The following is a 26,169-nucleotide window of genomic DNA, read 5'->3' as shown; positions in this document are numbered from 1 at the left end:
TATTTTACTTTTTTAAAGCATCTCTAATTTCAGCAAGTAATTCTTCTGCAGTTGGTCCTGCTGGTGCTGGCTCTTCAACTGGTGCTTTAGTTTTATTATATGCCTTTACTATTAAAAACATAATGAAACCAACAATAATCAAATTGATAATTGTATTTACCCAAGAACCCCACATGATTGCGTTTTCTGGAGAAGTAACTACTCCTGCAGCGTCAACTACAGCCTCATCAAGAACTATTTTTTTATCTGCAAAATCAACTCCGCCAGCAAAATGACCAACAAATGGCATTACAATATTGTTAACGAAACCGTTAATTACAGCTCCTAAAGCAGTAGCCATAATTACAGCGACAGCAAAGTCAATAACGTTGCCTGTCATAATGAAATTCTTAAATTCTTTTAACATGATAATAGTGTTTTTAATGGTTAATTATGCAATAGTGCAATTCAATGCTATGCAATGTAAGAAAAAAAATCATTCATAACGAAATGTTAATTTTATATTTTAATCTTCAATTACTATTCGCTTAACTCTCTGAGAGATACCTGTGAGTAGCTCGTAAGAGATTGTATTGGCTGTTTTTGCAAACTCTTCTGCAGATTCAAATTTGCCAAATAAAACAACCTCATCACCTTCATTACAGGTAATATCGGTTACATCAATCATTATCATATCCATGCATACATTCCCGATTATTAAAGCTTTTTTGCCATTTACTGACACATAGGTTTTTCCATTACCATACTGTCTTCCAATGCCATCTGCATGTCCTAATGGTAGGGTGGCAATTATTTGTTCGCTCTCAGAAACAAACTTTCGATTGTAACCGACACTTTCATTGGGTGAAATTTTGTGTATTTGCGAAATTGTTGTTTTAAGCGTTACAACTTGCTGTAGTTTATTATCTACCTCTTGGTCATTACCGTATCCATATAAACCAATACCACTTCTAGCCATGTCATATTGTGCATGCGGGTAATTGATGATACCTGAGGTGTTTAAAATGTGTTTTAAGGGTTTTATATTGAGTTTTTTATCAAATTCCGTAGCAATTTCATCAAATAAATTAATTTGGCTTAAGGTAAATGCTTCTTCATTTTTATCTTCGGATGCAGCTAAATGTGATAAGATTGATATTATTTTTAACTCCGATTTTTCTTCTAATGTTTCGGCAATAAATGCAATATCCTTTTGGTCAAAACCTAGCCTATTTAGCCCAGTATTGAATTTGATGTGTACAGGATAATTTTGCTTATTTTTCTCTGAAACAACTTTTAAGAATAACTCTAAAATTCTAGCAGAATAAAGACTTGGCTCAAGATTATAGTCTATAATGACATCAAAATAAGCTGGCTGCGGATGCAATACTAATATCGGTGTTTTGATACCCGCTTCTCGTAACTGAACTCCTTCATTGGCATAGGCTACAGCAAAATAATCGACCTTAAGTGTTTCCAGTTTTTTGGCAATATGTATAGCATCACTACCATAAGCATAGGCTTTAACAACTGCTAAGAATTTAGTTGTTGCCTTTAATTTTGATTTAAGAAAATTGAAATTGTGTTTGAGGGCTCTTAAGTCAATTTCAAGTATTGTTTCAGAAGTATCAGGCATTGGTAGCACCTTTTTTAATATTTACTTCTTCAGTTTCTACTTTCATCTCTTTTATTTTTTCTTTTAATCGAGCTTTATAGAATGCTGCTCTGCTCAATGCTTCATATTCACCAGTTTCTCCCAAAAGCACAAGATTATCATTGTTAGACTTTCTAAAGCTGTAATTTGCCAAATTACCCGTACGTGTGCATATTGCATGAACTTTAGTAACATATTCGGCAGTTGCCATTAATGCTGGCATTGGGCCAAAAGGGTTTCCTTTAAAATCCATATCTAAACCAGCAACAATAACTCGCATTCCTCTATTCGCAAGATCATTACAAACGGTAATTATTTCGTCATCAAAAAATTGTGCCTCGTCAATGGCCACAACGTCGCAACCGTCTGCTAATATTCTAATATTTGCCGCTGCTGGCACAGGTGTTGAGCGAATTTCATTGGCATCATGTGAAACTACCATTTCTTCATGATAACGGGTATCAACCATCGGTTTAAAAATCTCAACTTTCTGTTTTGCAAACTGCGCTCGTCTAAGTCTTCTAATGAGTTCTTCGGTTTTGCCTGAGAACATTGACCCACAGATCACTTCGATCCATCCAAACTGTTCTTTATGGTTAACTGTATTTTCGAGAAACATTTTGTAAATTTAGACGAAAATAAGGTGTTTTTCGTTTTAGTTTTAAATGAGATTAAAATTAGTAAAAAACGTGCACCTTTTGCAGTGATAAAAATAAAGCTATGAAGAAAAAATTGAAGGAAGAGCTAATAAAATTATCTACTGAAATTATTACTTCGAGAGAAATGAATGATATTTCAGAGATGTATGAGTCCGCTAAAAATCTATATGAGAAATTAACGGTCTTAAAATTCATTGATGAAAAGTTAGGTGATATACAGGTTGATGTATCTAAAAATGTGATTGCTGCGAAGTTTGAAGAAATGGCCAATGCTGTTTTAAGAGAGAATTCTGCGGTGCCAGAAAATAATCCACATCAAGATGATATTATTAATCATAAAGGTATGGATACTATAAAAAACATGGTGTCTGAAATGCCTAATGAAACTCCTGTAGATGAGGTTTTAGCAGACTTTTTAGGCAAACCTCAGTTGATGAAGAATGATAAAGAATATTTTGAGCCCGAACAAAAAACCGTTAGCACAAAAACTAAATCACTTTCTTTAAATGATAAACTTCAGAAAGATATTAAAGTAGGTTTGAATGATCGGCTTGCATTTGTGAAACATTTATTTGAAGGTAATTCTGAAGATTACCAACGTGTGATGTCTCAATTAGCAACTATAGAATCTGAAGAACGTTCGATTGCGTTTTTAACCAATATGGTTAAACCTGAGTATAATAATTGGATTGGTAAAGAAGAATATGAAGAACGCTTAATGGCTTTAATAGAGCATAAATTTGCTTAAAACTAGTATTCAGTAACGAATTATAACCGAAAGTTGAATTGTCAGCTTTCGGTTTTTTATTTTTGAACTATGGGGAAATTATATTTAGTGCCGACACCAATAGGTAATCTAGAAGATATAACCTTACGCGCAATTCGAGTGCTTAAGGAAGTTGATTTGATTTTGGCAGAGGATACCCGTACCAGCGGAAAATTGATGCAGCATTTTGAAATTGCTACGCACATGCAGAGTCATCACATGCACAATGAGCATAGAATGGTTGATAAGCTTATTAAAAGATTACAAGCAGGTGAAACTATTGCACTTATTTCAGACGCAGGTACCCCAGCTATTTCGGATCCAGGTTTTTTATTGACTAGGGCTTGTGTTGAAAATGATATTGAGGTTGATTGTTTACCTGGGGCTACAGCTTTTGTGCCAGCATTGGTCAATAGTGGTTTGCCAAATGATAAATTTGTTTTTGAAGGCTTTCTTCCAGTCAAAAAAGGACGCCAAACACGTTTCAAATTTCTTGCTGAAGAAACCCGAACCATGGTTATTTATGAGTCGCCACATAAATTAATAAAAACACTTACCAATTTTGTAACCTATTTTGGTGAAGATAGAAGCGTTTCCGTTTCACGTGAGTTAACAAAGTTATATGAAGAAACTATAAGAGGCACGGCGACTGAGGTATTAACACATTTTACAGAGAATCCTCCTAAAGGAGAAATAGTTATAATTGTTGCAGGCAAAAAATAGAAAATGAGTATAGAAGATTTTAAAAATAAATTAAAAAATAGTCCTGAACGTATTGAGTTCACTGAAACTATGGCTGTGATTGATGAAAATTATAGTTTTTCGCCAACAGCGTTTACCAATGGCGCTGTAAAAAATGAAAGTCGCCAAAATTCAGGCTCATGTAAATTATTTGCTTTCGCAATACAACAAGGATTATCTAAAGAGGAAACCTTAGCATGTTTTGGCCAATTTTTTAGAGATGTACAAAGCACTCCTGAAGGAACAGACCATCAAAACATAAGAAATTTCATAAAAACTGGTTTTGAAGGACTGTCTTTTGAAGGAGAAGCTTTAAAGAAAATTTAAAGCTCAAAATATGGAGCAATTGCTTTCTGAAATTAGAGCTTGTGATGTTTGCAGTGCCCATTTACCATTGGGGCCTAGACCCATAGTTGCTGCGCATGCAGACTCAAAAATTGTAATAATTGGTCAAGCTCCGGGTACAAAAGTCCATGCAACGGGTGTGCCTTGGGATGACCCTAGTGGACGACAATTGCGAAAATGGTTGGGCGTTTCAGATGCCGATTTTTATGATGAAAAGAAAATAGCGCTTATTCCTATGGGGTTTTGCTATCCCGGAAAAGGCAAAAGTGGCGATTTGCCACCACGAAAAGAATGTGCCCCACTATGGCATGATGCTTTATTTGCTAAAATGCCCAATTTAAAATTGATTATTGTAATTGGCATTTATGCTCAAAAAGCTTATTTGAAGCATACTGCTGAAAAGAACCTTACTGAAACGGTAAGGGCCTATAAAAACTATTTACCAAAATATTTTCCGTTGCCACATCCTTCACCTCGTAATCGATATTGGTTGACCAAAAACCCTTGGTTTGACAATGAAGTTGTGCCTGAATTGCAGAAATTAATTACCTCGATTGTTTAGATAATTTGTTTATTATTTAGATGTTTAATGTCATATTGTTTTTATGATCGATTTTATTCTTTGTGATTAGTTAGCACTAAACTAAGAATCTACCATTGTTAAATTAACACATGCTATCTTTTATACTACTTTTGTGTACTTACAAAAAATAATATTTTATGGGAGCAACAAATCATATAACTACGAAATGGTTAGGAGAAATGGCCTTTGAAAGCACAAACACTTCTGGCAATACTTTTAATATAGACAATGCAGAAGGCAGTGAAGGTTTACGGCCAAAATCTTTAATGTTGTCCGCTTTAGCAGGTTGTTCTGGTTTAGATGTTGCCTCATTAATCAAAAAAATGAAGTTAGAGGTTGATGAATTTCAAATTGATACCATCGCCAATATGACCGACGAAGATCCTAAACACTATGACGCGGTAATCGTAGAATACCATTTTCATGGAGCGAATCTTAATGAAAAAAAACTACAACGAGCGGTTGATTTATCTGTAGAAAAATACTGTGGTGTCATGGAAATGTTTAGAAAATTTGCAGCTTTAGATGTGAAAACTATTTTTCATCACAAATAGTTGTTAATGTGACTCTTGTACTTGAGTTTGATAATTTCAACTATGCGCTGGACCATAAAACCAATACCTGAACAAAATCAAATTGATTCTTTAGCAAATGCGCTAAATGTTGATGGTTTAGTAGCGCAATTACTTTTACAAAGGGGCATAACAACCTACGCAGCCGCAAAGAAATTTTTCAGACCACAGCTTTCTGATTTACATGATCCTTTTTTGATGAAAGACATGGATTTGGCGGTTGATCGCATTGAGAAAGCAATAGCAAATAATGAAAATATTCTTGTTTTTGGTGATTATGATGTTGATGGTACTACATCGGTTGCTTTAGTTTCTTCTTATTTATTGAGTTTTTATCCTAATGTAGCTACATATATTCCTGATCGTTATGCTGAAGGGTATGGAGTGTCTTTACAGGGTATTGATTTTGCTGAAGACAATGATTTCACTTTAATTATTGCATTAGACTGTGGGGTAAAGGCTATTGATAAAGTAGCCTACGCAAAAGAAAAAAACATTGATTTTATTATCTGTGACCATCATAGACCTGGCCAACAGTTACCAAATGCTATCGCAATTTTGGATCCAAAAAGAGAAGATTGTAATTATCCTTACGATGAGCTTTGTGGTTGTGGTGTAGGTTTTAAATTGATTCAGGCTTTAGGGTCAAAATATAGCGAAACTATTGATGATTTACTTCCATATTTAGACCTTGTTGCAACAGCAATAGGGGCTGACATAGTTCCTATGACAGGTGAAAATCGAATTTTGGCCTATCATGGGTTAAAGGTGATTAATTCGAATCCGAGAACGGGATTTAAGGCAATTATTAATCAGACCAAAAAAACTGTTCTGACCATTACCGATGTAGTTTTTATAATAGCTCCACGAATTAATGCTGCTGGACGGATGAAACATGGGCTACACGCAGTTAATTTATTAGTTGAAACTGATTTACAACAAGCTGAATCTTTTGCTGCTGAAATAGAAAAATTCAATCATGATCGACGAGAACTTGATCAAGAGATTACCAAAGAGGCACTAGTTCAAATTGAAGGTAATAATGAGAAGACAGGATTCACCACTGTGGTGTACCATGAAAGTTGGCATAAAGGTGTTATTGGTATAGTTGCTTCGCGACTTACGGAAACATATTATCGGCCTACATTGGTTTTTACTAAAAGTGGCGAAAAGTTAGCAGCTTCGGCCAGATCAGTGAAAGGTTTTGATGTGTATAATGCTTTACAAGGATGTACTGATTATATTGAGCAATTTGGTGGTCATAAGTATGCGGCAGGGCTTACTTTACTTGAAAGTGAATATGAGAACTTTAAAAAGCAATTTGAAAAAGTAGTATCTGAAACAATTGACCCAAATCTGCTGACGCCTGAAATTGCAATAGACACCAAGATTGAGCTCCGTCAGATTAGCCCAAAATTAATGCGCATCATTCGTCAGTTTGCACCTTTTGGGCCAGGGAATATGACACCTGTATTTATGGCTGAAAATCTTCGTGATACGGGATATGCTAAAGGTGTTGGTCAAGAAGAAAAACATTTAAAGCTCACTGTCACGCAAAATGGAAGTCTACCTATAGGTGCAATCGGTTTTAATTTAGGTGATAAATTGGCTCTAGTTAAAAACAATCAATCTTTTGATGCTGTTTTTTCTTTGGATGAAAATGAGTGGCAAGGTAATGTGAGTTTACAGTTAAAATTGCGCGATTTACGATGAAAATCATCCATGTTTTCATTCATAATATTTATTCGCTTTAAGTAATAAACAAACCCAGTAGTTTATACTCATTTTTAAATTAAACGTTATCAGTAGGTTGTGTGAATTCAGGTTTTAAAAACGGACTAATAGGTCGGTTCGTTTAATTTTATAAGAATTCAGTACCTACTGAATGCAATCATCATTTTATAGTAATACCTTTGCTGCTTTCTTTTGATAAAGCGTCCTTATGGATCCATATGCAGCCTTACGTTTTAGAGAATTCAATATCTTTTTATTAGTCCGTTTCGCGATGGTTTTTGCTTGGTCAATGCAGTTTATTGTAATTGAGTGGCAAGTGTATTCGATGACAAAGGATCCCTTGTCTTTGGGAATTATCGGACTTATGGAGGTAATTCCGGCGGTTTCAATGGCATTATTTGCGGGTCATGTTGTAGATCAAAAAGAAAAGCGGAATCTTTTGGTAAAATGCATTCTTGGGTTTTCTATTATTAGTTTCGGACTTTTTATTTTAAGCCTTCCTTCAATAGAAAATGAATGGCCAACACAAACTATTCTGTATAGTATTTACTTCTTAGTTTTTTTAGGTGGAATTGTTAGGGCCTTTTTAGGGCCAACTATTTTTTCATTGATTGCTTTGATTGTTCCAAAACGAATATATCCAAGTGCAGCTACATGGAGTAGCACTACGTGGCAGTTTGCAGCAGTACTTGGTCCGGCCTTAGCAGGGTTTTCAATTAGTTGGATAGGTGTACATTGGTCTATGTGTTTAATTTTTGGATTCTCGGTTCTAGCTCTTATTTTTTTGTTTCAGATATCTGTTAAGCCAATTCTTAATCCTAAAATTGGAGAACCTGTTTTTCAAAGTTTACGCGAAGGTTTACGTTTTGTTTTCAGTACTAAAGCAGTTTTGGGTGCATTGACACTTGATATGATTGCTGTGCTTTTTGGAGGTGCTGTTGCGCTGCTTCCTATATTCGCTCAAGATATTTTACATGTTGGTGCCGAAGGTTTTGGTATTTTAAGGGCGGCACCGGCTGTTGGTGCGGCTATAACCATGTTAGGATCTACACGTTTTCCGTTACATAAAAATGCTGGAAAAAAATTGTTGCTGGCAGTATTCGGATTTGGTGTATGCATGATAGTTTTTGGTTTTTCAACGTATTTTTGGCTCTCTGTAATGGCTTTGTTTTTCAGTGGTGCGTTCGATGGGGTATCTATGATTGTTCGGCAAACTATTCTTCAACTTAAAACGCCAGATGATATGCGGGGTAGGGTAGCTTCTGTTAACTCTATGTTTGTGGGTTCTTCCAATGAATTAGGAGCGTTTGAAAGTGGTTTAACGGCTAAATTAATGGGAACAGTAACTGCTGTGGTTTTTGGGGGTGCAATGACTTTGTTAACGGTAAGTATTGCTGCTTTTGTTTCTCCAACCTTCAGAAAGTTGGATTTACAGAAAGATGTTGACGAACATGAAACAGATGAGCACAATTAATTTCTAGTAAACTTGGGGAATTACTCGCAGCTTTTTAAAAAACTATGCTTCGTATTTTACTAAAGACAGTTCAGTGCCGTCAAAAACAGCGTAGGTATAATAAGAAATCCAATCCCCGAGATTTGTGTATTTTGATTTTCCATTCAAATCTATTTCTAAAGGAAGGTGTCGGTGGCCGAAAATAAAATGGTCGTAATGTTGGGTTTCTAATTTACGCTTCGCATAGCTTACTAGCCATTCTTTGTCTTCTCCTAGAAAATGAACATCTTCATCACCTGAAATCATTTTATTCTTTACTGAAAAGTACTGCGCTAAACGAACACCCCAGTCTGGATGCAACCATCGGTAAAACCATTTTGAAACAGGACTTGTAAATACCTTTTTCATGCGTTTGTATCCAATATCACCGGGCCCTAATCCGTCACCATGACCAATAAAAAAGGAAGTGTCATTGAGTTTATACTGTTGTGGTTTATGAAAAACAGGAATATTTAATTCTTCCTCAAAATAACCATTCATCCAAAGATCATGATTTCCAACAAAATATATGATAGGAATACCTGAGTCTGAAATTTCAGCTAATTTTCCTAATGTACGGGTAAAGCCTTTTGGCACAACGGTTTTGTATTCCATCCAAAAATCAAAAAGATCACCTAAAAGAAATATAGCGGCAGCGTCATGTTTGATTTCATCAAGCCAAGCGACAAATTTTTTTTCACGTGGGCGGCTGAGCTCCATAGTAGGTGCTCCTAAGTGATTATCACTAGCAAAATAGACTTTTTTACCTGCAGGAATTGAAATTTGTTTCATCTAGTTTATAAAGATAGCAAACCCAGCGTTCTTAATTGTCTTCAGCGTACCATTCAGCAAAAGCTGTGCCTGTTTCACGTAATTTTAGTGAATGTAATTGAATGGGAGCCGTAAGTCTAGATTTAATTTTTTTTGCAAAATCAATTACCATATTCTCGCTAGTAGGTTGATAATCAGATAGTATTACTTTGTGGCCGCGATTACTTAATTCTATTGCTAAATCAACATGTGGCGTGTTTTTATTGAAAACAGTAGCATGATCAAAAGGATCTACTATTTCTTCTTTTACTATTTTCTTTAAATCACCAAAATCGATAACCATGCCTAATTTTACATGTGAAGTATCCGTAATTGGTTCGCCAATAACAGTAACCGAGAGTTGGTAACTATGACCGTGTACGTTTTTACATTTGCCATCATAACCATAGAGGGCATGACCAGTTTCAAATGTGAATTCTTTTGTTATTCTAATTTTAGACATATGTTGCTTCAATACAGCAAAGGTAGCAATTCTTTAAATCCAAATACTTTTTATCCTAAAGCGTGTTTTTTCCCTTATTTTGAAGGAACTATTGGTTGTGTCCATGCCATTTCGTAAAGCAAATTTTCAATAGGATTATCTTGTAATTTAGATGAAGTGATTTTACATCTAGCAAAGAGTATATCTTCTGTTAGGTTAAATTCGGCCTGCGTATCATTTACTACCTTAAGTGTTTTTGCTTCCGATTCTCCTTTTTTGATTCCAATAAAAGTTATTTCATATGTTACTCCAGTTTCGGGCTGAATTTCAACGGAAATACTGTTGTTTTTATTTTTCAAGGTTTTGAGTTTTACCCCTGTGCTTGAATAAAAATCACCTGCTTCTAATGCAAGTACTAGAGCTTCTGCTGTAAGTGTATCGGTTTGTACCATTACCCAACCTCTACCAGCATTACTCCATGATTTCCCTTTTTTATGATAATGATGTGAGTCATCTGTGGCAAGACCAAACATTAAAGGTTTGTTGTTTTCTAGATATGAAATATTGATTAGGTCCCACATATTTTCGGTAGAAATATGCGTAGAATCACCCATATTTTGCACCATCTGGTGCCCATTGTAAACTTCAAAAAAGCGCTCGCCGTTTAATGATATCATATCATCTAGGCTTATGCTATAATAAAAGTTAGGATGATTGATGTGTGGTATCATCGGTACCCCAGTATCTTCACGCTGCTTAAGAACTTGATCTAAATTATTTTGCATCACATTGGCCACGCTGGTGCCACCCATAGGTTCAATTTTCTTTTGAATGTTAGTGGCATTCATATGAATGTGTTTGTCTTCAAATTTATCAGTGATTTCTTCTGATTTGATGACTAGAAATTCACATTCTTTTTCAACTTTATGACTATATTCTTCATAGGTTTTTAATTTCACCATTGTTCGGCCAGAATCAATCTTATGCGTAACCCAATCTTTACCGTAGGTGTTAAGATAATTTTGAAATCCTTTTTGATAAATTGAGTCTTCACGAATGGTGATCCATTTTTCATCATCAGCCATTGTATTATGATCCGATAAAGCCATAAACTGATAGTCCTTTGATTTATACCAATCTAAAATAACCTCAGGAAACTCATCTCCATCGCTCCAATATGAATGAGTGTGTAGGTTACCTTTATACCATTTTTTGGGTGCTTCTTTTTCTGCTTTAGACTTTTTTTCTCCACAACTTACGGCAATCATCAAAATGAGTAGCCCTAAGGTGTATTTTATTTTAAAGATTTTCATGGTTCAAATTGGTTTTGGTTCTGGTATAAAGTTAAGATAGGAAATACAGAAAACAGCTGGTAAACCAATATTATATGGATAAATAATATATGAATTTCATTTAGTTGAAATGTAAAATCAACTTACTTGGACTATAAGTGCAAGTATCATTTGCCACATTTAAAGATAAAGTGTGATTAGCTTTTAATTGGTATTGTATTGAAAAGGTAGGATGTGTAGTAATGGTATAATATGCTGTAACCTTGTACAATTAGCGCTTATATCTTCGTTTTGTACGAATACGATTTGCGAAATAAGTTACCACTACAAAAAGTGCTAGAATAGGAAAAACAAGATCGCTGTTAAGAAAATTTAAAAACTTCATAAAATCATTTTAAAGTGATAGAACGAAAATTATTTGTGCTTATTATTATCCAGAATTCAAGTATTTTAGAAAAGAAATAAGGATTAGTACCAATAATTCGATTTTAGATATTACCAATGCCAAATCATTTCAAATATATTTGAGAGTAAAATTAAAAATAATTTCATAAAATATTAACCCTTTTATGGCGCACAATAAAAAGTTTTATCGATATTCTTTGGCCATTATCGGCTTGTTATTTTTTGTATTTGGTTTCCTAACCTGGATTAATGGCATTCTTATTCCGTATTTCAAAATTTGTATGGAGCTGAGCAATTTTGAAGCAACTTTGGTAGCATTCAGTTCTTATTTCGCCTATTTTGTAATGGCACTTCCATCGGCTTATGTACTAAAACATACGGGTTATAAAAAAGGTATGGTATGGGGAATTTGTGTTATGGCTATTGGAACTTTGATGTTTATTCCTGCGGCATATTCTAGAATGTATCCGCTTTTCTTGGGAGGACTTTTTGTAACCGCTACGGGCTTGGCATTAGTACAGACAGCTGCAAATCCGTACATCGCTATTATGGGGCCAATTGAAGGAACGGCTCAACGTATTGGGTATATGGGCATGGCTAATAAAGTCGCTGGAATTGTATGTTTGTTTGTTTTGGGTAGTGTTTTTTTGTCAGATGCAGATGGCCTTTCAGCAGGTTTGGAGGGCTTGAATGATGTGCAAAAAATTGCTGCTCTTGATTCTTATGCCTTAAAAATTGTAAATCCGTATATCATTATTTCAATAGTACTCTTTGCTGTAGCTGCTTTGGTGTACTTTTCCAAACTACCTGAAGTTGATGAAATGGCTAGTTCAAAAGATCAACAAGGGAATATTCTAAAAGATCGAAAAAGTGTTTTTGAATATCCCTATCTCGTTATGGGGGTTGTTGCATTATTTGTTGCAGGCGCCTGCGAAACAGTTCCGATAGATGGTATTATAATCTATTGCCAAGCATTAGATATTCCTATGGATACAGCTAGACATTTTAGTACATATACTCTTTTTGTTATGCTATTTGGTTATTTATCTGTTTCCATTTTAGTTCCGAAATATGTATCACAACACAAGGCTCTATTGTTTGCCTCTATTTGGGGACTTGTTTTGACGGTTGCAACATATTTAACTTCAGGAATATATAGTGCATATTGTATGCTCTTTTTAGGCTTTAGTGCTTCTATGCTTTGGGGTACAATATGGGGACTTGCGTTACGTGGCCTGGGAGGTCATACTAAAAAGGCTTCAGCCTTTATGATTATGTCATTGATTGGAGGTGGTATTGTAACCGTTGTTTTTGGAGACTTATTAGATACCTATTCTTTATCCCCACAGATATCTGTATTAATACTAATACCCTGTTATTTATTTATTTTTTATTATTCTATAAAGGGTTATCGAACAGATTATTGGAATAAGAGGAATAATACAATAGCAAATATCAACAAATAATTATTTCTGTTTTACTTGAAGGTCAAAAGTATGAATAGTAAAAGTTCGAATTCATCGGTATTATATGCAGGGGCTGCACAGACAAATATTACGCCTGTAAAGGGAACAATAATTGGAGTAGATTTCTTTTCTCATTATGCACGATTTATACACGATTCTTTATTTTCTAAATCGCTAGTTTTTAAACAGGGGCAAACGGTGTTTGCCATAATACTGGTTGATATTTGTATTATGCCATCAGATTTTCTATGCCTTGTAAAAACTAAAATTGAAAATAAAGTTGGTATAAAAAAAGAAAATGTAACCTTGGCTTGTACGCATACTCACGGCGCAGGTAATGTAGCAGGGCTTTTGGGAGGGGCTGTAGATATTGCGTATCGAAGTTTATTGCCTGATTTAATTGTAACATCTGTCGTAGATGCTTTAAAAAAGTTAAAACCTGCAAAAATTGCTTCGGGAAGTGCCAATTTAACAGGGTATCAAGTGTGTAGAAGATATTTGATGAAAGATAGTTTTAAATCTAAGAATCCAGTTTCTCAACAATGGGATGTTATTAAAACCAACCCATTTGGTGCCGAAGATCAAATAGTAGTTCCTGCGGCTTCTGTCGATTCTGAAGTGTGTTTTCTTGGAGTAAAAGGACTTGATGATAGTTGGATATCGATATTAGGTAATTACAGTTCGCACTATGCTGGAGATTGGGACGTAGATACAATTACTGCAGATTTTTATGGAACCTTTGCAAAACATCTATCGAATAATATAGGAGCACAGAATGATTTTGTACCAATTATGAGTTATGGAACTGGAGCAGATGTAAATACTTGGGATTTTTTAAATCCTGATAAGTTTCCTGATAAAGAATTCGCTAAAACTGAAATGATGGGCAAAGATCTTGCCACGGTAATTTATGATGAAATAGAGAAACTTAAATGGGAAGAAAATGCGGAGTTGACAATTGTTTATGATGAATTGGAACTCAACATTAGAAAACCAACCAAAGAAGAATTAAAGTTTGCAGCGAATAAATTAGCTGCAAACAAATTTGGTTCTCTAGAAGTAAATGAGCTTGGAATTGAAATGGTTTACGCGAGAGAACAATTGCTTTTAAATGAATATCCAGAGAAACATATTTCTGCAGTACAAGTGGTAAAAATTGGTAATCAATTAATAGGAGGTTTAGGTGGGGAAATATTTACAGAAACGGGGTTATGGTTGAAAAACAAACTTCAAGGGCATAATTATTTTACAATTTGCTTAGCCAATACCTACGATGGATATGTGCCCCCAGCTCATGAATTAAACAATGGTGGTTATGAAACATGGCGTGCTAGAAGTAGTTTTTTAGATGGTAAGGCTGAAAATAGAATAAAAAATAAACTTTTAGAACTTGCTTTAAATATGTAATGGGTTGTTAAAAATTAGTCAGTTATATCTTTATCCTATAAAATCATTAGCAGGTATTTCTGTCGATTCTGCTGTTGTAACTATTACTGGATTTGAACACGATAGAAAATATATGCTCGTAGATGAAAATAATCGATTTTTAACTATAAGAGAGTTTCCTAAAATGACACGCTTAAAACCAAAACTGGAAAAAAATGGACTTTCTGTAGTATCATTAGATGATAAAACTGATAATCTTTTTATTCCTTATCAGAATAGAATTGAGAAGTCAGAAAAAGTGATAATTTGGAATTCAGAAGTTGAAGCACATATTATATCGAAAAAATCTAATGCATGGTTTAGTGAACTTTTGGGTGCAAACGTAAAATTGGTTTATATGCCGCAATCGAGTAGGCGGCCAGTTGATACAAATTCTGGTTATAAACCAGCAGGAAAATTTGTTTCGTTTGCAGATGCTTATCCATTTATGATGATGGGGGAGGCGTCACTTACTGATTTAAATAAGCGATATAATAAGAATAATAAATTTGGTGTGCAGCGTTTTCGCCCGAATATTGTTTTTTCTGGTGGTATACCCAATCAAGAAGATAAAATTGAACGATTTTCAATTAACAATATTGAGTTTCAAGGACTAGAAAATTGTGCTAGATGCACAGTTCCTAATGTAGATCCACAAACGGGTATTTTAGATGTAAATTCAGAACCTTTAACTACGCTTTCAAAATATAGGATTCAAAATAGAAAAACCTATTTTGGTCGAAATCTCGTGCATTCTGGAACCGGAAAACTGCGAATTGGTGATATTCTAAAATTGGGCTAGTATTAATGAGTAGAATTATTGATTATGAATGTGGTATTTGTATAAATCAGTTTCATTAAATTTAAGATTCGATTTAAAATTTTAATGGAATATAACCAGTAAATCCTGTAATTTTCCATACTCCGTCTACTTTTCGACAATTGTATAATGTTTGCCAGTTTGTAGGTATTTCTTCTCCATCTTTCTTCTTGAAAGATCCACTAAATTTTTTATGTAGTAAGGCAACATCATTACTAATTTCAATTTCCTTCATATCGGTTACTCTATGAAACGCATCTAGTTTATCTTCGGTTAATTCAATTTTTGAAAAATCTTTGGCCTGTGATAACCACTCGTATTTATATGCTTCTAAATTAGGATATTTAAGTTCCCAATTGTCAACATTAGTTTGTCTCATAGCATCAATACCAACAAACCCATCAACAATAAAATCATTAGCAACCATATTCCAGTCTTGCAAAACAAAAGCTTTGATGTCTCTGTTTACGAGCATTTCCCATAGGTAATGTCTATCTGTTTCACTTGTGTGGAATGGATTATTTTTCATTATATCATTTATTTTTTATCTTGAATAAAACTATTTGCATGTAATAAATTGGTTAAACCAGCATCAACAATAATTGTTTGTCCTGTAATAGATCTTGCTAAATCTGATAATAAAAACACAGTAATATTACCACAATCACGAGCATTTATTGCATGGCGCAGACTTTGGTATTCATTTCTTTGGTCTTCGAAAAAGCTTTCAGGATTATCTGTCCAAGAGACCGCTGCTTCATAATTCTGAATTGAATCAACATACCCAGGCGCTATTGCATTACAACGAATTCCAAGTTCTCCTAACTCTATTGACATGCCTCGAGTGAGACCTTCGACTGCAGATTTAGCACTGGCATAAATAGCATATTTAGATAATGTTTCATGGGCATGTACAGAAGATACATTTACGATATGGCCTTTTATATTATTAAATATTAGTTGATTAACAAATGCTTTTGCCATCATCCATACACCTTTTACATCTATATTATAAAGTTTATCGAAATCTGATTCTTCGGCTAGATGGGCCTCCTTACGAAGACCTACTCCTGCATTATTAACTAAACCATGAATTACACCATGTTCACTTTTGATACTTTTGAAAATCTGCTCTACTTCTTTTTGATTGCTGATATCCCCAGGCACTGGAAAAGCATTAGGGTACTCTTTAGCAGCTTCTTTTGCTTTTTCAAAGTTTATATCGTTTAGTAGAATTTGGCCACCGCACGCTGCTATTGCTTGACATATTCCTGAGCCCACACCCGTACCAGCCCCACCAGAAATCAAGAATTTCTTATTACTCAAATCAATTTTTAACATGTTTTATTATATTCTTGAATTCGTTTTTTAATAAGTAGCACGGCCTCCTGAAATGTCAAATATGAAACCTGTATTAAATGTTGCTTCTTTAGATACAATCCAACAAACCAATGCCGCGACTTCCTCAACCGTTCCCAAACGACCCATGGGAATTTTGGCCGTCATGTACTTTAACATTTCGGGATCTGTATCCTTATTCATAGGAGTTGCAATTACAGCAGGGGCTAGACCATTTACCGTAATTCCAGTGTCAGCATATTCTTTACCCACACCTTTAACTAAACCCATAAGACCTGCTTTACTGGCAGTATAACCTACCATACCAGGGTTTCCTTCTTTTCCTCCAATAGAGGTAATATGTAATATTCTTCCATAATTTTGTTTAACCATTGGCGGTAAAACGGCTTTCGTAACATTAAAGGCACCATTCAGATTGATATTAAGTATTTTTTGAAAGTCACTCAAACTATAATGTTCAATTTTTGTAGCCGTTGGCCCTACTATTCCCGCACTGTTAATCATTATATCTAATCTGCCGTATAATTTAATAATATTTTGAATGGTTTCTTTTAAATGCACCTCGTCAGTAATATCTACAACAAAGGCATGCTGAACCACGTTTAGTTTAATTAACTCGTCTAGTTCATTTTTTAAGACATCTAAAATACATACTTGTGCTCCTTCTAAAACTAAGCGCTCAACGATTGTACGACCTATGCCTCTGGCTCCTCCGATAATCACTGCTACTTGGTCATCAAATCTTTTCATACGTTCTATGTTTTCGTGTTTTTTCACGATCTAATATGCTATAATCTATTAATTACTAATTTTTGCTGTTAGTTTGCGCTCTAGTTTTTTTCTATAGGCCGTTGGTGTACAATCATTAATAGATTTGAAGTGTCTATTAAAATTTGAAAGATTTTCAAAACCTGATTCATATGCAATTTGAGATATATTTCGTGTTGGATCCGCTAATAATCGACATGCATACCCGACACGTAATTTTAGTAAATAGCTTTTAAAAGGCATTCTGTATGTTTTTTTAAATGCTAAAAAGAACTGTGTGTTGGACATATTTGAAATTTCTAGAACATCTTTTAGTTTGATATTTTCTTTAAAATTGTCTAATATAAATTCCACGACATTATGTAGCGGGCTACTTTTGGATGTTTTATTCATAATATAAAAAGCAGGACTACAAATAAATTCAAATTCTTCTGTTGTCGCTAAAACTTCTAAAATGGAAAATAATGCATACAGCCGTGCAGTTGGGTTCATGGACTGCATATCTAGAATTATATTAATGAGTTTGTCTTTTGTTTCTCCATAAAACTTACATCCTCTAAAAGTTTTCGATAAAAAACTTGAAAGTCCGCGATTCTCAGGTGCCTGCAGAAATGGATTTCCTAAAAACTCTTCTAAAAATTGAATTACATACCCTTTACCTGTAAAGGTACCATCCGCATGACTATGTGAACTATCACAACGCCAAACATGAGGTAAATAAGAGCCGAGAAATACAAGGTCATTTTCTTTAAATTCACTAATATTATCTCCAACTATACGAACCCCACTACCTTTTTTTATGTAAACTAATTCATATTCTGGGTGGTGGTGATAAATGCCAAAATCTTTATTCTCTATATGATATATAAAGGATTGATTGGATTCTTTAAACAATCTAATCTCAGTAGTTTCCATAGGTACAATATAGCAAAATTGATACTCTTCTTCGTGTTTTAGTTTAATTAAGACTGTAAAATGTACTTAAATATAATTATTAGTATTAGAATATTAGTTTTTGATATTACTTAAGTTAATGTAATTCAAATAAATTTGATGATGTTGACTTTCTCTTATAAGATTATTAAAAGAAACAGAATTCAATTATTTTAAAAATAAAACTTATAACCTCATGGATAAAGTAAAAATTACACACCCTCAACGTAATCCTGATTTCGTTACCGGGGCTTACTCTGATGCTGTAGCTTACAATGGAATGCTTTTTTTAAGTGGCCAGGCATCTGTAGATTTCGCTTCTAGTAAATTTGTGTTAGGGACAGTGGAAGAAGAGACTAGAAGAACATTAGATAATATTAAAACCATAGTTGAAACTGTTGGTGGCTCTATGGATGATGCGTTGAAAAGTACTGTTCATTTAAAGGATATAGCTGATTTTGATAAATTTAATGCAGTATATGCAACCTATTTTAATGGTATAAAACCTGCACGCACTACAGTTCAGTCCGTATTGGGTGAGAATATTAAAGTAGAAATAGACATCGTTTTTAAATTACCTACAGTCTAATGTTATCTGGTTCTAACACATATTGTATTAATGATGTTTCCCAAATTGACTCGCCGGCACTTTTGGTGTTTCATGACATTGTTGAGGATAATATTGAAAATGCTTTAAATAAAGTTGTTGATTCTCAAAATACAATTCTCCGACCTCATATAAAAACAGTAAAATGTATAGAGGTTGTACAATTGGCGATGAGCAAAGGGGTTGACCGTTTCAAGTGCAGTACTATTGCAGAAGCTGAACTTTTAGGAATGGCTGGTGCAAAGGATGTATTATTATGCTATCAACTTTCAGAAACGAAGGCGAAACGTTTTGCAGCACTAAGGCAAAAGTATCCGAAAACACTTTTTTCTGCTCTAGTTGATAATATAAAATCGGCAAGCATACTATCTCATTATTTTAAAAAACTACCCTTGGCTGTTTTTATTGATATTAATGTGGGTATGAACCGTACAGGTGTAAAGACTAATGAGGCTTTATCATTTATTACAGAAATTAATGTATTCAAAGGGTTAATAATAAATGGTTTACATGCTTATGATGGCCATGTGCATAATTCTGATGAAAAAATTAGAAAGCATCAAGCAGATGCTATTTTTCATGAAGTTAGCACTTTAAAAAACGAGGTTGAAAATCTTCTATTAAAAAAACTGACTTTAGTTATAGGTGGGTCTCCTTCATTTCCTTTTTATGCGAAACAAAATGGAGTGGAATGTAGTCCTGGAACCTTTTTTTTCTGGGATGTTGGATACGGAACTTCATTTTCTGAAATGCCATTTACACCGGCTGCTACCATACTGACTCGAATTATTTCAATTATAGATAATGAAAAGATATGTCTAGATTTGGGTACAAAAGCTACTGCTACGGATCCGCCTCAGCCTCGAGTAGATATTATGGGGTTAGAAAATGGTGTTATAGTTGATCAATTTGAAGAGCATTTGGTAGTACATGTTCCGGATACATCACAATACGAGGTGGGAGAACCATTTTTAGCTATCCCGTTTCATATTTGCCCCACAGTTAATTTATACGAAGAACTTACCATAATAGAAAACGGTGATGTTACTGATATATGGAAAGTATTAGCAAGAAATCGAAAAATAACTATTTGAAAATGCAAAATATTATGATAAAGCTGGATCATACTAAATCTGCAGCATTGTTAGAGCGTTCTAAGAAGGTTTTAGCAGGTGGTGTCTCATCTGAGTTTCGGAAGTTCAATCATCCACATGCATTATTTTATGATTATGCTGAAGGTGTATATACTTATGATGTTGATGGCAATAAATATCTTGACTTTACCTTGAGCCAAGGTCCCATGATTGTTGGTCATTCCCATCCGCATGTGCTAAAGCGTATTCAAGAATATTCTGGTAAAGGACAATTATTTGCAGGTCAGCATATTTTGGAGGTTGAATTGGCAGAGAAATTAAATAAATATATTCCTTCTGCAGAATTGATGCGTTTTTGTCTCGATGGATCAACTGCTGTGCAAACAGCGTTTCGTGTAGCTAGAGCAAAAACTGGGCGTAAAAAATTTATTCGTTTTGAAGGTCATTATCACGGTTGGTTAGATAATGTTTCTTGGGGGTTGACCTTAGATGAAGAGAAAATGGGAAATAGAGAAAGTCCGATTCCATTACCGTGGACTTCCGGTATAGCAGAAGGAATAGAACAAGAATTTCTAATATTACCATGGAATGATTTAGAACTTGTAAAAAGGGCCATGGCTGAAAATCATAACGAGATTGCAGCCATAATAACAGAACCAATTATGTGCAATAGTGGGTGTATTTTACCGGAAGAAGGTTTTCTCAAAGGTTTACGTGAAATTTGCACACAATATAACGCGGCTTTAATTTTTGATGAGGTCATTACAGGTTTTCGTACTAGTTTAGGTGGTGCTCAAAAATATTTTAATGTTACCCCCGACCTTTCTATTTTCGCAAAGGCTTTGGCAAGTGGCTTTCCTATTTCAGCAATAGTTGGAAAAAAAGATTGGATGCAGGTTGTAGCTGAAGGAAAGGTAATACATGCTGGAACAATGAACTCGGCTTGTGCATTAATAGCGGCGGCAATAGGTACTATTGAGGTTTTGGAACAAGAAGGAACTCATGAGCGAATTTATGCACTTGGTCACCGACTAATGAAAGGATTACGTAAAGTTGCAGAAGAAACCAAACATAATCTTTTAGTTCAAGGTTTAGGCCCAATGTTTCATACTGGTTTTGCATCAATTGATAAAGTAAAGGAGTTTAGAGATGTTTCTGCTTATGAACAGCCAAAATCAAAAATGTTTATTCAAGGTATGCAACAAAGAGGCGTCCGAATTATTGGAAGAGGACTTTGGTATATTAGTGCTGTTCATGAAGAGAAACATATTGATTTTGCTATAGAAATGGCAAGGGAGACCTTGTTAGAACTGGAATAGATATATTTTAAAAATTAACAAATCATTTTGCAATAAAATTATGAAACTAAAAAATAACTCGACTGTCGGAATAGTTGGTCTTGGTTTAATGGGTGGTAGCATTGCAGCATCTCTATTGATAAATGGGCAAAAAGTTGTGGCTGTTGCGCCAATAGTTTCTGATATTGATAGTGCCGCACCAAATCGCATTAGACATTATTTAGAAGAATGTTTGCGAGAAGGGCTAACCAAAAAAACACATGATGAGTTAGTTGCAAATATTACCTACACATCAGATTATAATGAATTACATAAGTGTTGGTTAGTAATGGAGTGTGTTATTGAAAATCTTGCGATAAAAAAAGAGGTATACAAAAGAATAGAAGAGTGTGTTTCAGATAATGTAATAATTACCTCAAACACTTCCGCAATGCCTATAAGTATGTTGCAAAATCATTGTAGAGTGCCAGAACGTTTTTTTGGAATGCATTGGGCTGAACCTTCATATACTTCTTATTTTTTAGAAATTATATGTGGAGAAAAAAGTCCAATTGAAATTGGAGAACAATTATGTGATATTGCTAAACAATGGGGTAAAGAACCCACATTGGTACGTAAAGATATTAGAGGCTTTATTACCAATCGCATAATGTATGCAATGTACCGTGAAGCTTTTAATTTGGTTGAAAATGGTTATGCCACAATTATCGATATAGATAATGCCTGTAAGAATGACGGAGGTAGATGGATGGCCTTCTGTGGGCTTTTTCGTTATATGGATTTAACCGGGCTTAAGGCATATCACGCTGTGATGAAGGATTTATTTCCAGAATTGAGTAATCAGACTACGGTTCCAAAGCTTATTGATGATATTGCGAAAGCAGATGGTAACGGAATATCTAATGGAATTGGTTTTTACAGTTACACCCCGGAAGAAGCAAAAAAGTGGGAGGAAACATTTGAGGAATTTTCATTTGATCTACATCGTTTATCCTCTAAATACACTGAAAAAATTTCCGAAATATCTATAGAAAAAACATTAGAATGAAAGATTCGATAAAAGTACCGTTTATCATTGATGCCCATTTAGATTTGGCAACGAATGCAATGACAATGAACCGCGATTTGACCAAAACGGTACAAGAAATAAGGGATAAAGAAAGTGAATTAGGTTGGAAAGATTATCAAGACCGAGGTAATGGAACCGTTGCATTTCCAGAATTACGTAATGGAAATGTTGGTCTAGTATTAGCTACCATGATTTCTCGTTATTCTGAAAATGGAAGCCCATTACATACAATGGCACTCCCCGGTTGGCACTCTCCCCAACAGGCCTATGCGCACGCACAATGTCAATTAGCATGGTATCGCGAAATGGAAGTTTCAGGTGAGATGGTACAAATTACTACTAAAGATGGTTTGGAATCACATTTTAATATGTGGACAGAAAATACCGATAGCTTACAAAAAAAGCCCGTTGGATATATTTTAGCATTAGAGGGTGCCGATTCTATTGTTAATCTAGACTACTTACACACTTTTCATGAACAAGGCTTGCGATCCATTGGAATTTCTCATTTCGGTCCTGGTAGATATGCGGCGGGCACACATTCTGATGGTAGTGGATTGACTGTTATCGGTAAAGAATTATTAAAAGAAATGAATCAGTTGCCAATGCAGTTAGATTTAACGCATCTTACTGATAAAGGTTTTTATGAAGCTCTTGATATTTTTCAAGGTACTGTAATAGCTAGTCATCAAAACTGTAGAAGTATCGTGCCGGGAGAACGTCAATTTTCTGATGATCAAATAAAATGTATTATTGAAAGAGACGGTATGCTCGGTGGCGCCTTAGATACATGGATGATGTATCCTGATTTTCAATTGGGAAAAGATGATCCTAAAAAATTAAAAATTGGTATGGAGTTATTGGTTGATCACTTTGACCATATTTGTCAAATGGCAGGAAATAGTAAACATATTGGTTTTGGTAGTGATCTTGACGGCCTTTTTGGTTTAGAACAAACACCTTACGATATTGATAATATATCTGATTTGCAGAAATTTTCGGGAATTCTTAGAAAAAGAGGATATACTTCAACTGATATTGAGAACATATTTTATAAAAATTGGACCCGAACCTTAAATCGTATTTTAACATGATAAAAATTACTAAAATAGATGTAAAAATTTATAGAACTATATTTTTATTATCACTAGGAGCCTTTATTTTTCAATCTTGTCAACAGAATACTTCAAAATCAAATATGTTAAATTCAGGACTTAAAATAGGTTATGCCGAAGTAAATTATACTCCACGGGTGGGGCTAGATTTGGTAGGAAATTATCGAGGAGATGATTATGCTTCACGTGGCATACATGACTCATTATACGGTAAAGCTTTGGTAGCAGAAGGTAGTAATGGAATAAAAACTGCAATCCTATCTGTTGATATTTGTAATATCCCTGTAGAATCAGTAGATATGATGCGCAATTATGTAGAATCAGCGTCTGATATCAAAGCTGAAAATATTTTAATACATGCAACTCACACACATAGTGGTCCTAAGTCTAATCTTGATGCACCAGAAGCTAAAAATTATTTGCAAAAGGCTGCAAATGCAATAATAGAAGCGAATCAGAATATTTCTTTTGCTGAACTAAAGGTCGGACGCACAAAAGAAAATAGGGTTTCTCATAACAGAAGACTGAAAGCGATTGATGGCACAACTCATATGGTTTGGGAGAAATTCGAACCTGGTTTTATCGAAAAAGCATTAGGAGAAAAAGACCCAGAGTTAATTACTGTAAGTTTTGAGCAAAATGGTGAGATTACAGGAACCATTGTAAATTTTGGCTGTCACCCAACAACGCTCACGGGAAACAATTGGAATTATTCAGCTGATTACCCTGGATATTTAACTGAAGCGATACAGAAAGTGAATGGAGATGATTTTGGAGTACTTTTTTTAAATGCACCTTCTGGTAATGTCACGCAAGTAGACCATAAAGTTGGTTTTTTAGATACCTATCAAGAATGTCAACGTATTGGATATCTGTTAGGTGTCGCTAGTTTAGAGGCTATGAAGAAAACTAAACTAGCTTCGGGAGATGGTAGTATAAGTATTTTAAGAGAAGAGGTGCCTATCAAAAAAATGACTATCTCCGATGAGCAATATGAATGGGCAAAAATGATAATGAAAAGAGTAGAAAAGAATGGAATGCCTGCTTTGCAACCAGATGGAATACCAGAAGAGTTATATGCGAAATGGTGGATTGATATGTATAAAGTTCAAAATGAAACCGATAAATTAGAAGTAATGGTAATTCAAATAGGTGATGTAGCCATTGTAGGTTTACCAGGAGAAATATTTAATGAATTTGGTAAATATATTAAAGAAAATTCTCCATTTAAGAGTACAATAGTTGTGGGTTTGGCTAATGGGGATTATGATTATTTTCCTACAGAAACCTCATTTAGCCAAGGTCCTAAAGGCTTTAAGCCAATGATTACTGGATATGAAACAACACCAGGAACAACTAAATACGATATAGGAGCAGGTGAAAAATTAGCGGAATCTGCTGTTAAACAATTGAATTCACTTTTTAAAAAGTAGATTCTTTATTATAAAAACAAATCACTTATGTTACTCTGTTGTTACTTTTCACAAAAAAAGCAACTGCAGCAGAAGTTACTACGCCCATAGCTAATGACCCAAATGCACTTTGCAACATATAACTTTTAAGATTGAAATAACCTTCAGCATTTTCTCGAGTCATTTTCTCATTTTCAACTACAAAGTCTATGACATTGTTAAAGTAGTCCGGCGTTATATATGTACTTATTATGTATTGCGTAATCGGACTTAATATAGCGACGAATACACTTATAACAATACCAGAAATAAAACCTTGTTTCCAGTTCATTGTACCATTATAGAAGTACTGTTTTTTGTCTTTTAAGGCGAATACATAAATAATTATTGCAATGATGCCGAATAAATTAGTGTAAATGGCATGTTTGGCAATTAATTCATCATGAAGACCTATTGATTTTTCAAAGAACATCCACAACAACAATGCGAACGAGAATCTAACGGCCCATTTAACTTCAATTTTAAAGTTCTTCATGATGACTATTTTTTAAATTTTGACAAGGCATTTTTTGTGAATTCTGAAAGTACAAGTTTGCCTGTGATAGCAGCCCTATCAGTGAGTAAAGTTTTCCAATGCGAAGTGTTTTTCCATAAAATTTTTCGCCATTCTTCTAAAGCTTCAGGGTTGTACGAGGCTAATTTTGTTGTGAAAAATTCAAGTTCCTCATCCATTTCTTTAGTCGTATCAAACACTTTTGAATAAAGTCCTTTTTCTTTTGCCCAGTACGCATTTTTCCATTCTGTTGGCGCCAAAGACATTTCTGAAATTGCGGCAACCCCTATTTTACGTTCTACAGCTGGTTCTATTACTAAAGGTGCAATACCTATGGTTAATTCTGATAAACGAATAGGAGCATCAACATTTGCAAACACATAGTCGCAAGAGGCTGCTAAACCTAGACCACCGCCAACGGTTTTGCCATGTACTCTACCAACAATGACTTTTTTACATTCGCGCATTGCATTGATGACGTTTGCAAAACCGCTGAAAAATACTGTTCCTTCTTCAATATTAGAAACAGCCATTAACTCATCAAAAGAAGCTCCAGCACAAAAGGCTCTTTTTCCTTCTGATTTTAAAATAATAACCGAAATATTATTGTTTTCTGAAAGCTTATGAAATTCTGCACTTAATCTATCTAAAAGCTCAGCGACAAATGAATTACTGGCAGGATGCCCAAATTCAATAGTGGCAATTTTACCATCAATTTTGGTGTAAAGGCTTCCATTATTTCGATCTGTTACCATAGTATTTAATTAAGAGCGTTA

At 34.5% G+C, this 26,169-nt stretch carries 28 protein-coding genes; 16 read left to right on the top strand and 12 right to left on the bottom strand.

Features of this window, described 5'->3' with window-relative positions; all coding sequences use genetic code 11:
* Positions 1 to 4: 4 nt before the first annotated feature.
* From mscL to JQC67_RS02860, 3 genes are all read right to left on the bottom strand, one after another.
* Entirely contained in the window at positions 5 to 406 is a 402-nt protein-coding gene (gene mscL, locus JQC67_RS02870) for a large conductance mechanosensitive channel protein MscL (RefSeq protein ID WP_203251355.1), read from the bottom strand.
* Positions 407 to 505: 99 nt separating this feature from the next.
* On the bottom strand, positions 506 to 1,615 hold the full coding sequence (alr, locus tag JQC67_RS02865; RefSeq protein WP_203251354.1) for an alanine racemase: 1,110 nt from the start codon (positions 1,613 to 1,615) through the stop codon (positions 506 to 508).
* On the bottom strand, positions 1,608 to 2,252 hold the full coding sequence (locus tag JQC67_RS02860) for a thymidine kinase (RefSeq protein ID WP_203251353.1): 645 nt from the start codon (positions 2,250 to 2,252) through the stop codon (positions 1,608 to 1,610). Before JQC67_RS02860 ends, alr begins: the two co-directional genes overlap by 8 nt.
* A gap of 101 nt (positions 2,253 to 2,353) precedes the next feature.
* On the opposite strand from JQC67_RS02860, the gene JQC67_RS02855 reads away from it, so the two are divergent.
* The 7 genes from JQC67_RS02855 to JQC67_RS02825 all read left to right on the top strand — a co-directional run bounded on the left by JQC67_RS02855 (position 2,354) and on the right by JQC67_RS02825 (position 8,507).
* Complete coding sequence (locus tag JQC67_RS02855; protein ID WP_203251352.1) at positions 2,354 to 3,040, top strand: hypothetical protein; 687 nt, start codon at positions 2,354 to 2,356, stop codon at positions 3,038 to 3,040.
* Between the two features lie 69 nt (positions 3,041 to 3,109).
* Positions 3,110 to 3,781, top strand: coding sequence for a 16S rRNA (cytidine(1402)-2'-O)-methyltransferase (gene rsmI / locus JQC67_RS02850; RefSeq protein ID WP_203251351.1), 672 nt, complete (start codon positions 3,110 to 3,112; stop codon positions 3,779 to 3,781).
* A 3-nt stretch (positions 3,782 to 3,784) separates the two neighbouring features.
* A complete protein-coding gene (locus tag JQC67_RS02845) occupies positions 3,785 to 4,126 on the top strand; it encodes a HopJ type III effector protein (protein WP_203251350.1) in 342 nt (113 codons plus the stop codon).
* Positions 4,127 to 4,136: 10 nt separating this feature from the next.
* Positions 4,137 to 4,706 carry a uracil-DNA glycosylase family protein gene (locus tag JQC67_RS02840; RefSeq protein ID WP_203251349.1) on the top strand — a complete coding sequence of 190 codons (570 nt, stop codon included), beginning with the start codon at positions 4,137 to 4,139 and terminating at the stop codon, positions 4,704 to 4,706.
* Between the two features lie 158 nt (positions 4,707 to 4,864).
* Positions 4,865 to 5,281, top strand: a complete 417-nt coding sequence (locus tag JQC67_RS02835; protein WP_203251348.1) for an OsmC family protein — start codon at positions 4,865 to 4,867, stop codon at positions 5,279 to 5,281.
* A gap of 42 nt (positions 5,282 to 5,323) precedes the next feature.
* Positions 5,324 to 7,012, top strand: coding sequence for a single-stranded-DNA-specific exonuclease RecJ (gene recJ / locus JQC67_RS02830; RefSeq protein ID WP_203251347.1), 1,689 nt, complete (start codon positions 5,324 to 5,326; stop codon positions 7,010 to 7,012).
* Positions 7,013 to 7,241: 229 nt separating this feature from the next.
* Entirely contained in the window at positions 7,242 to 8,507 is a 1,266-nt protein-coding gene (locus JQC67_RS02825; protein WP_203251346.1) for an MFS transporter, read from the top strand.
* 42 nt (positions 8,508 to 8,549) lie between these two features.
* On the opposite strand, the gene JQC67_RS02820 is transcribed toward JQC67_RS02825, so the two are convergent.
* The 3 genes from JQC67_RS02820 to JQC67_RS02810 form a co-directional block, all read right to left on the bottom strand.
* On the bottom strand, positions 8,550 to 9,317 hold the full coding sequence (locus JQC67_RS02820) for a UDP-2,3-diacylglucosamine diphosphatase (protein WP_203251345.1): 768 nt from the start codon (positions 9,315 to 9,317) through the stop codon (positions 8,550 to 8,552).
* Positions 9,318 to 9,348: 31 nt separating this feature from the next.
* Positions 9,349 to 9,798, bottom strand: a complete 450-nt coding sequence (locus JQC67_RS02815) for a 6-pyruvoyl trahydropterin synthase family protein (protein WP_203251344.1) — start codon at positions 9,796 to 9,798, stop codon at positions 9,349 to 9,351.
* 74 nt (positions 9,799 to 9,872) lie between these two features.
* Complete coding sequence (locus tag JQC67_RS02810; RefSeq protein WP_203251343.1) at positions 9,873 to 11,090, bottom strand: PHP domain-containing protein; 1,218 nt, start codon at positions 11,088 to 11,090, stop codon at positions 9,873 to 9,875.
* Between the two features lie 548 nt (positions 11,091 to 11,638).
* On the opposite strand from JQC67_RS02810, the gene JQC67_RS02805 reads away from it, so the two are divergent.
* Genes JQC67_RS02805 through JQC67_RS02795 form a run of 3 tightly spaced genes read left to right on the top strand, consistent with a single transcriptional unit; the run spans position 11,639 to position 15,167 of the window.
* Positions 11,639 to 12,940 carry a sugar MFS transporter gene (locus JQC67_RS02805; RefSeq protein WP_203251342.1) on the top strand — a complete coding sequence of 434 codons (1,302 nt, stop codon included), beginning with the start codon at positions 11,639 to 11,641 and terminating at the stop codon, positions 12,938 to 12,940.
* A 30-nt stretch (positions 12,941 to 12,970) separates the two neighbouring features.
* Positions 12,971 to 14,347 (top strand): hypothetical protein, encoded by a 1,377-nt coding sequence (locus JQC67_RS02800; protein ID WP_203251341.1) that lies wholly within the window; start codon positions 12,971 to 12,973, stop codon positions 14,345 to 14,347.
* 4 nt (positions 14,348 to 14,351) lie between these two features.
* Entirely contained in the window at positions 14,352 to 15,167 is an 816-nt protein-coding gene (locus tag JQC67_RS02795) for an MOSC domain-containing protein (RefSeq protein WP_203251340.1), read from the top strand.
* A gap of 73 nt (positions 15,168 to 15,240) precedes the next feature.
* On the opposite strand, the gene JQC67_RS02790 is transcribed toward JQC67_RS02795, so the two are convergent.
* The 4 genes from JQC67_RS02790 to JQC67_RS02775 are packed head-to-tail and all read right to left on the bottom strand — an operon-like array spanning position 15,241 to position 18,227.
* Positions 15,241 to 15,714 (bottom strand): hypothetical protein, encoded by a 474-nt coding sequence (locus JQC67_RS02790; protein ID WP_203251339.1) that lies wholly within the window; start codon positions 15,712 to 15,714, stop codon positions 15,241 to 15,243.
* 8 nt (positions 15,715 to 15,722) lie between these two features.
* A complete protein-coding gene (locus tag JQC67_RS02785) occupies positions 15,723 to 16,526 on the bottom strand; it encodes an SDR family NAD(P)-dependent oxidoreductase (RefSeq protein WP_203251338.1) in 804 nt (267 codons plus the stop codon).
* Positions 16,527 to 16,553: 27 nt separating this feature from the next.
* On the bottom strand, positions 16,554 to 17,294 hold the full coding sequence (locus JQC67_RS02780) for an SDR family NAD(P)-dependent oxidoreductase (protein ID WP_203251337.1): 741 nt from the start codon (positions 17,292 to 17,294) through the stop codon (positions 16,554 to 16,556).
* A 48-nt stretch (positions 17,295 to 17,342) separates the two neighbouring features.
* Entirely contained in the window at positions 17,343 to 18,227 is an 885-nt protein-coding gene (locus JQC67_RS02775) for an AraC family transcriptional regulator (RefSeq protein WP_203251336.1), read from the bottom strand.
* Positions 18,228 to 18,441: 214 nt separating this feature from the next.
* Here JQC67_RS02775 and JQC67_RS02770 point away from each other — a divergent pair, with 214 nt between their 5' ends.
* Genes JQC67_RS02770 through JQC67_RS02745 form a run of 6 tightly spaced genes read left to right on the top strand, consistent with a single transcriptional unit; the run spans position 18,442 to position 24,861 of the window.
* Positions 18,442 to 18,834: a RidA family protein gene (locus JQC67_RS02770; protein WP_203251335.1), complete on the top strand. Its 393-nt coding sequence runs from the start codon at positions 18,442 to 18,444 to the stop codon at positions 18,832 to 18,834.
* Positions 18,834 to 19,946 (top strand): D-TA family PLP-dependent enzyme, encoded by a 1,113-nt coding sequence (locus JQC67_RS02765; protein ID WP_203251334.1) that lies wholly within the window; start codon positions 18,834 to 18,836, stop codon positions 19,944 to 19,946. Before JQC67_RS02770 ends, JQC67_RS02765 begins: the two co-directional genes overlap by 1 nt.
* A gap of 14 nt (positions 19,947 to 19,960) precedes the next feature.
* The gene (locus tag JQC67_RS02760) at positions 19,961 to 21,265 is read left to right on the top strand and encodes an aspartate aminotransferase family protein (protein ID WP_203251333.1); all 1,305 of its coding nucleotides are present in this window, start codon (positions 19,961 to 19,963) and stop codon (positions 21,263 to 21,265) included.
* 40 nt (positions 21,266 to 21,305) lie between these two features.
* Entirely contained in the window at positions 21,306 to 22,292 is a 987-nt protein-coding gene (locus JQC67_RS02755) for a 3-hydroxyacyl-CoA dehydrogenase family protein (protein ID WP_203251332.1), read from the top strand.
* Positions 22,289 to 23,407 (top strand): dipeptidase, encoded by a 1,119-nt coding sequence (locus JQC67_RS02750; protein ID WP_203251331.1) that lies wholly within the window; start codon positions 22,289 to 22,291, stop codon positions 23,405 to 23,407. Before JQC67_RS02755 ends, JQC67_RS02750 begins: the two co-directional genes overlap by 4 nt.
* Entirely contained in the window at positions 23,404 to 24,861 is a 1,458-nt protein-coding gene (locus tag JQC67_RS02745) for a neutral/alkaline non-lysosomal ceramidase N-terminal domain-containing protein (protein ID WP_203251330.1), read from the top strand. The genes JQC67_RS02750 and JQC67_RS02745 overlap by 4 nt, the downstream gene beginning before the upstream one ends.
* Positions 24,862 to 24,886: 25 nt before the next feature.
* Here the strand turns inward: JQC67_RS02745 and JQC67_RS02740 are convergent, their stop codons facing one another.
* Together JQC67_RS02740 and JQC67_RS02735 are read right to left on the bottom strand one after the other, a co-directional pair.
* Positions 24,887 to 25,375 carry a DUF4199 domain-containing protein gene (locus tag JQC67_RS02740; RefSeq protein ID WP_203251329.1) on the bottom strand — a complete coding sequence of 163 codons (489 nt, stop codon included), beginning with the start codon at positions 25,373 to 25,375 and terminating at the stop codon, positions 24,887 to 24,889.
* A gap of 5 nt (positions 25,376 to 25,380) precedes the next feature.
* Positions 25,381 to 26,148 (bottom strand): enoyl-CoA hydratase/isomerase family protein, encoded by a 768-nt coding sequence (locus JQC67_RS02735; protein ID WP_203251328.1) that lies wholly within the window; start codon positions 26,146 to 26,148, stop codon positions 25,381 to 25,383.
* Positions 26,149 to 26,169: the final 21 nt, after the last annotated feature.

This window comes from Aurantibacter crassamenti, assembly GCF_016811105.1.
GTDB classification, from domain to species: domain Bacteria; phylum Bacteroidota; class Bacteroidia; order Flavobacteriales; family Flavobacteriaceae; genus Aurantibacter_A; species Aurantibacter_A crassamenti.
This window is presented reverse-complemented; position numbering and strand designations above follow the sequence as displayed.

Coding starts and splice junctions, on each gene's coding strand:
- mscL (WP_203251355.1), bottom strand. CDS start 406: ATGTTAAAAGAATTTAAGAATTTCATTATGACAGGCAACGTTATTGAC.
- alr (WP_203251354.1), bottom strand. CDS start 1,615: ATGCCTGATACTTCTGAAACAATACTTGAAATTGACTTAAGAGCCCTC.
- JQC67_RS02860 (WP_203251353.1), bottom strand. CDS start 2,252: ATGTTTCTCGAAAATACAGTTAACCATAAAGAACAGTTTGGATGGATC.
- JQC67_RS02855 (WP_203251352.1), top strand. CDS start 2,354: ATGAAGAAAAAATTGAAGGAAGAGCTAATAAAATTATCTACTGAAATT.
- rsmI (WP_203251351.1), top strand. CDS start 3,110: ATGGGGAAATTATATTTAGTGCCGACACCAATAGGTAATCTAGAAGAT.
- JQC67_RS02845 (WP_203251350.1), top strand. CDS start 3,785: ATGAGTATAGAAGATTTTAAAAATAAATTAAAAAATAGTCCTGAACGT.
- JQC67_RS02840 (WP_203251349.1), top strand. CDS start 4,137: ATGGAGCAATTGCTTTCTGAAATTAGAGCTTGTGATGTTTGCAGTGCC.
- JQC67_RS02835 (WP_203251348.1), top strand. CDS start 4,865: ATGGGAGCAACAAATCATATAACTACGAAATGGTTAGGAGAAATGGCC.
- recJ (WP_203251347.1), top strand. CDS start 5,324: ATGCGCTGGACCATAAAACCAATACCTGAACAAAATCAAATTGATTCT.
- JQC67_RS02825 (WP_203251346.1), top strand. CDS start 7,242: ATGGATCCATATGCAGCCTTACGTTTTAGAGAATTCAATATCTTTTTA.
- JQC67_RS02820 (WP_203251345.1), bottom strand. CDS start 9,317: ATGAAACAAATTTCAATTCCTGCAGGTAAAAAAGTCTATTTTGCTAGT.
- JQC67_RS02815 (WP_203251344.1), bottom strand. CDS start 9,798: ATGTCTAAAATTAGAATAACAAAAGAATTCACATTTGAAACTGGTCAT.
- JQC67_RS02810 (WP_203251343.1), bottom strand. CDS start 11,090: ATGAAAATCTTTAAAATAAAATACACCTTAGGGCTACTCATTTTGATG.
- JQC67_RS02805 (WP_203251342.1), top strand. CDS start 11,639: ATGGCGCACAATAAAAAGTTTTATCGATATTCTTTGGCCATTATCGGC.
- JQC67_RS02800 (WP_203251341.1), top strand. CDS start 12,971: ATGAATAGTAAAAGTTCGAATTCATCGGTATTATATGCAGGGGCTGCA.
- JQC67_RS02790 (WP_203251339.1), bottom strand. CDS start 15,714: ATGAAAAATAATCCATTCCACACAAGTGAAACAGATAGACATTACCTA.
- JQC67_RS02785 (WP_203251338.1), bottom strand. CDS start 16,526: ATGTTAAAAATTGATTTGAGTAATAAGAAATTCTTGATTTCTGGTGGG.
- JQC67_RS02780 (WP_203251337.1), bottom strand. CDS start 17,294: ATGAAAAGATTTGATGACCAAGTAGCAGTGATTATCGGAGGAGCCAGA.
- JQC67_RS02775 (WP_203251336.1), bottom strand. CDS start 18,227: ATGGAAACTACTGAGATTAGATTGTTTAAAGAATCCAATCAATCCTTT.
- JQC67_RS02770 (WP_203251335.1), top strand. CDS start 18,442: ATGGATAAAGTAAAAATTACACACCCTCAACGTAATCCTGATTTCGTT.
- JQC67_RS02765 (WP_203251334.1), top strand. CDS start 18,834: ATGTTATCTGGTTCTAACACATATTGTATTAATGATGTTTCCCAAATT.
- JQC67_RS02760 (WP_203251333.1), top strand. CDS start 19,961: ATGATAAAGCTGGATCATACTAAATCTGCAGCATTGTTAGAGCGTTCT.
- JQC67_RS02755 (WP_203251332.1), top strand. CDS start 21,306: ATGAAACTAAAAAATAACTCGACTGTCGGAATAGTTGGTCTTGGTTTA.
- JQC67_RS02750 (WP_203251331.1), top strand. CDS start 22,289: ATGAAAGATTCGATAAAAGTACCGTTTATCATTGATGCCCATTTAGAT.
- JQC67_RS02745 (WP_203251330.1), top strand. CDS start 23,404: ATGATAAAAATTACTAAAATAGATGTAAAAATTTATAGAACTATATTT.
- JQC67_RS02740 (WP_203251329.1), bottom strand. CDS start 25,375: ATGAAGAACTTTAAAATTGAAGTTAAATGGGCCGTTAGATTCTCGTTC.
- JQC67_RS02735 (WP_203251328.1), bottom strand. CDS start 26,148: ATGGTAACAGATCGAAATAATGGAAGCCTTTACACCAAAATTGATGGT.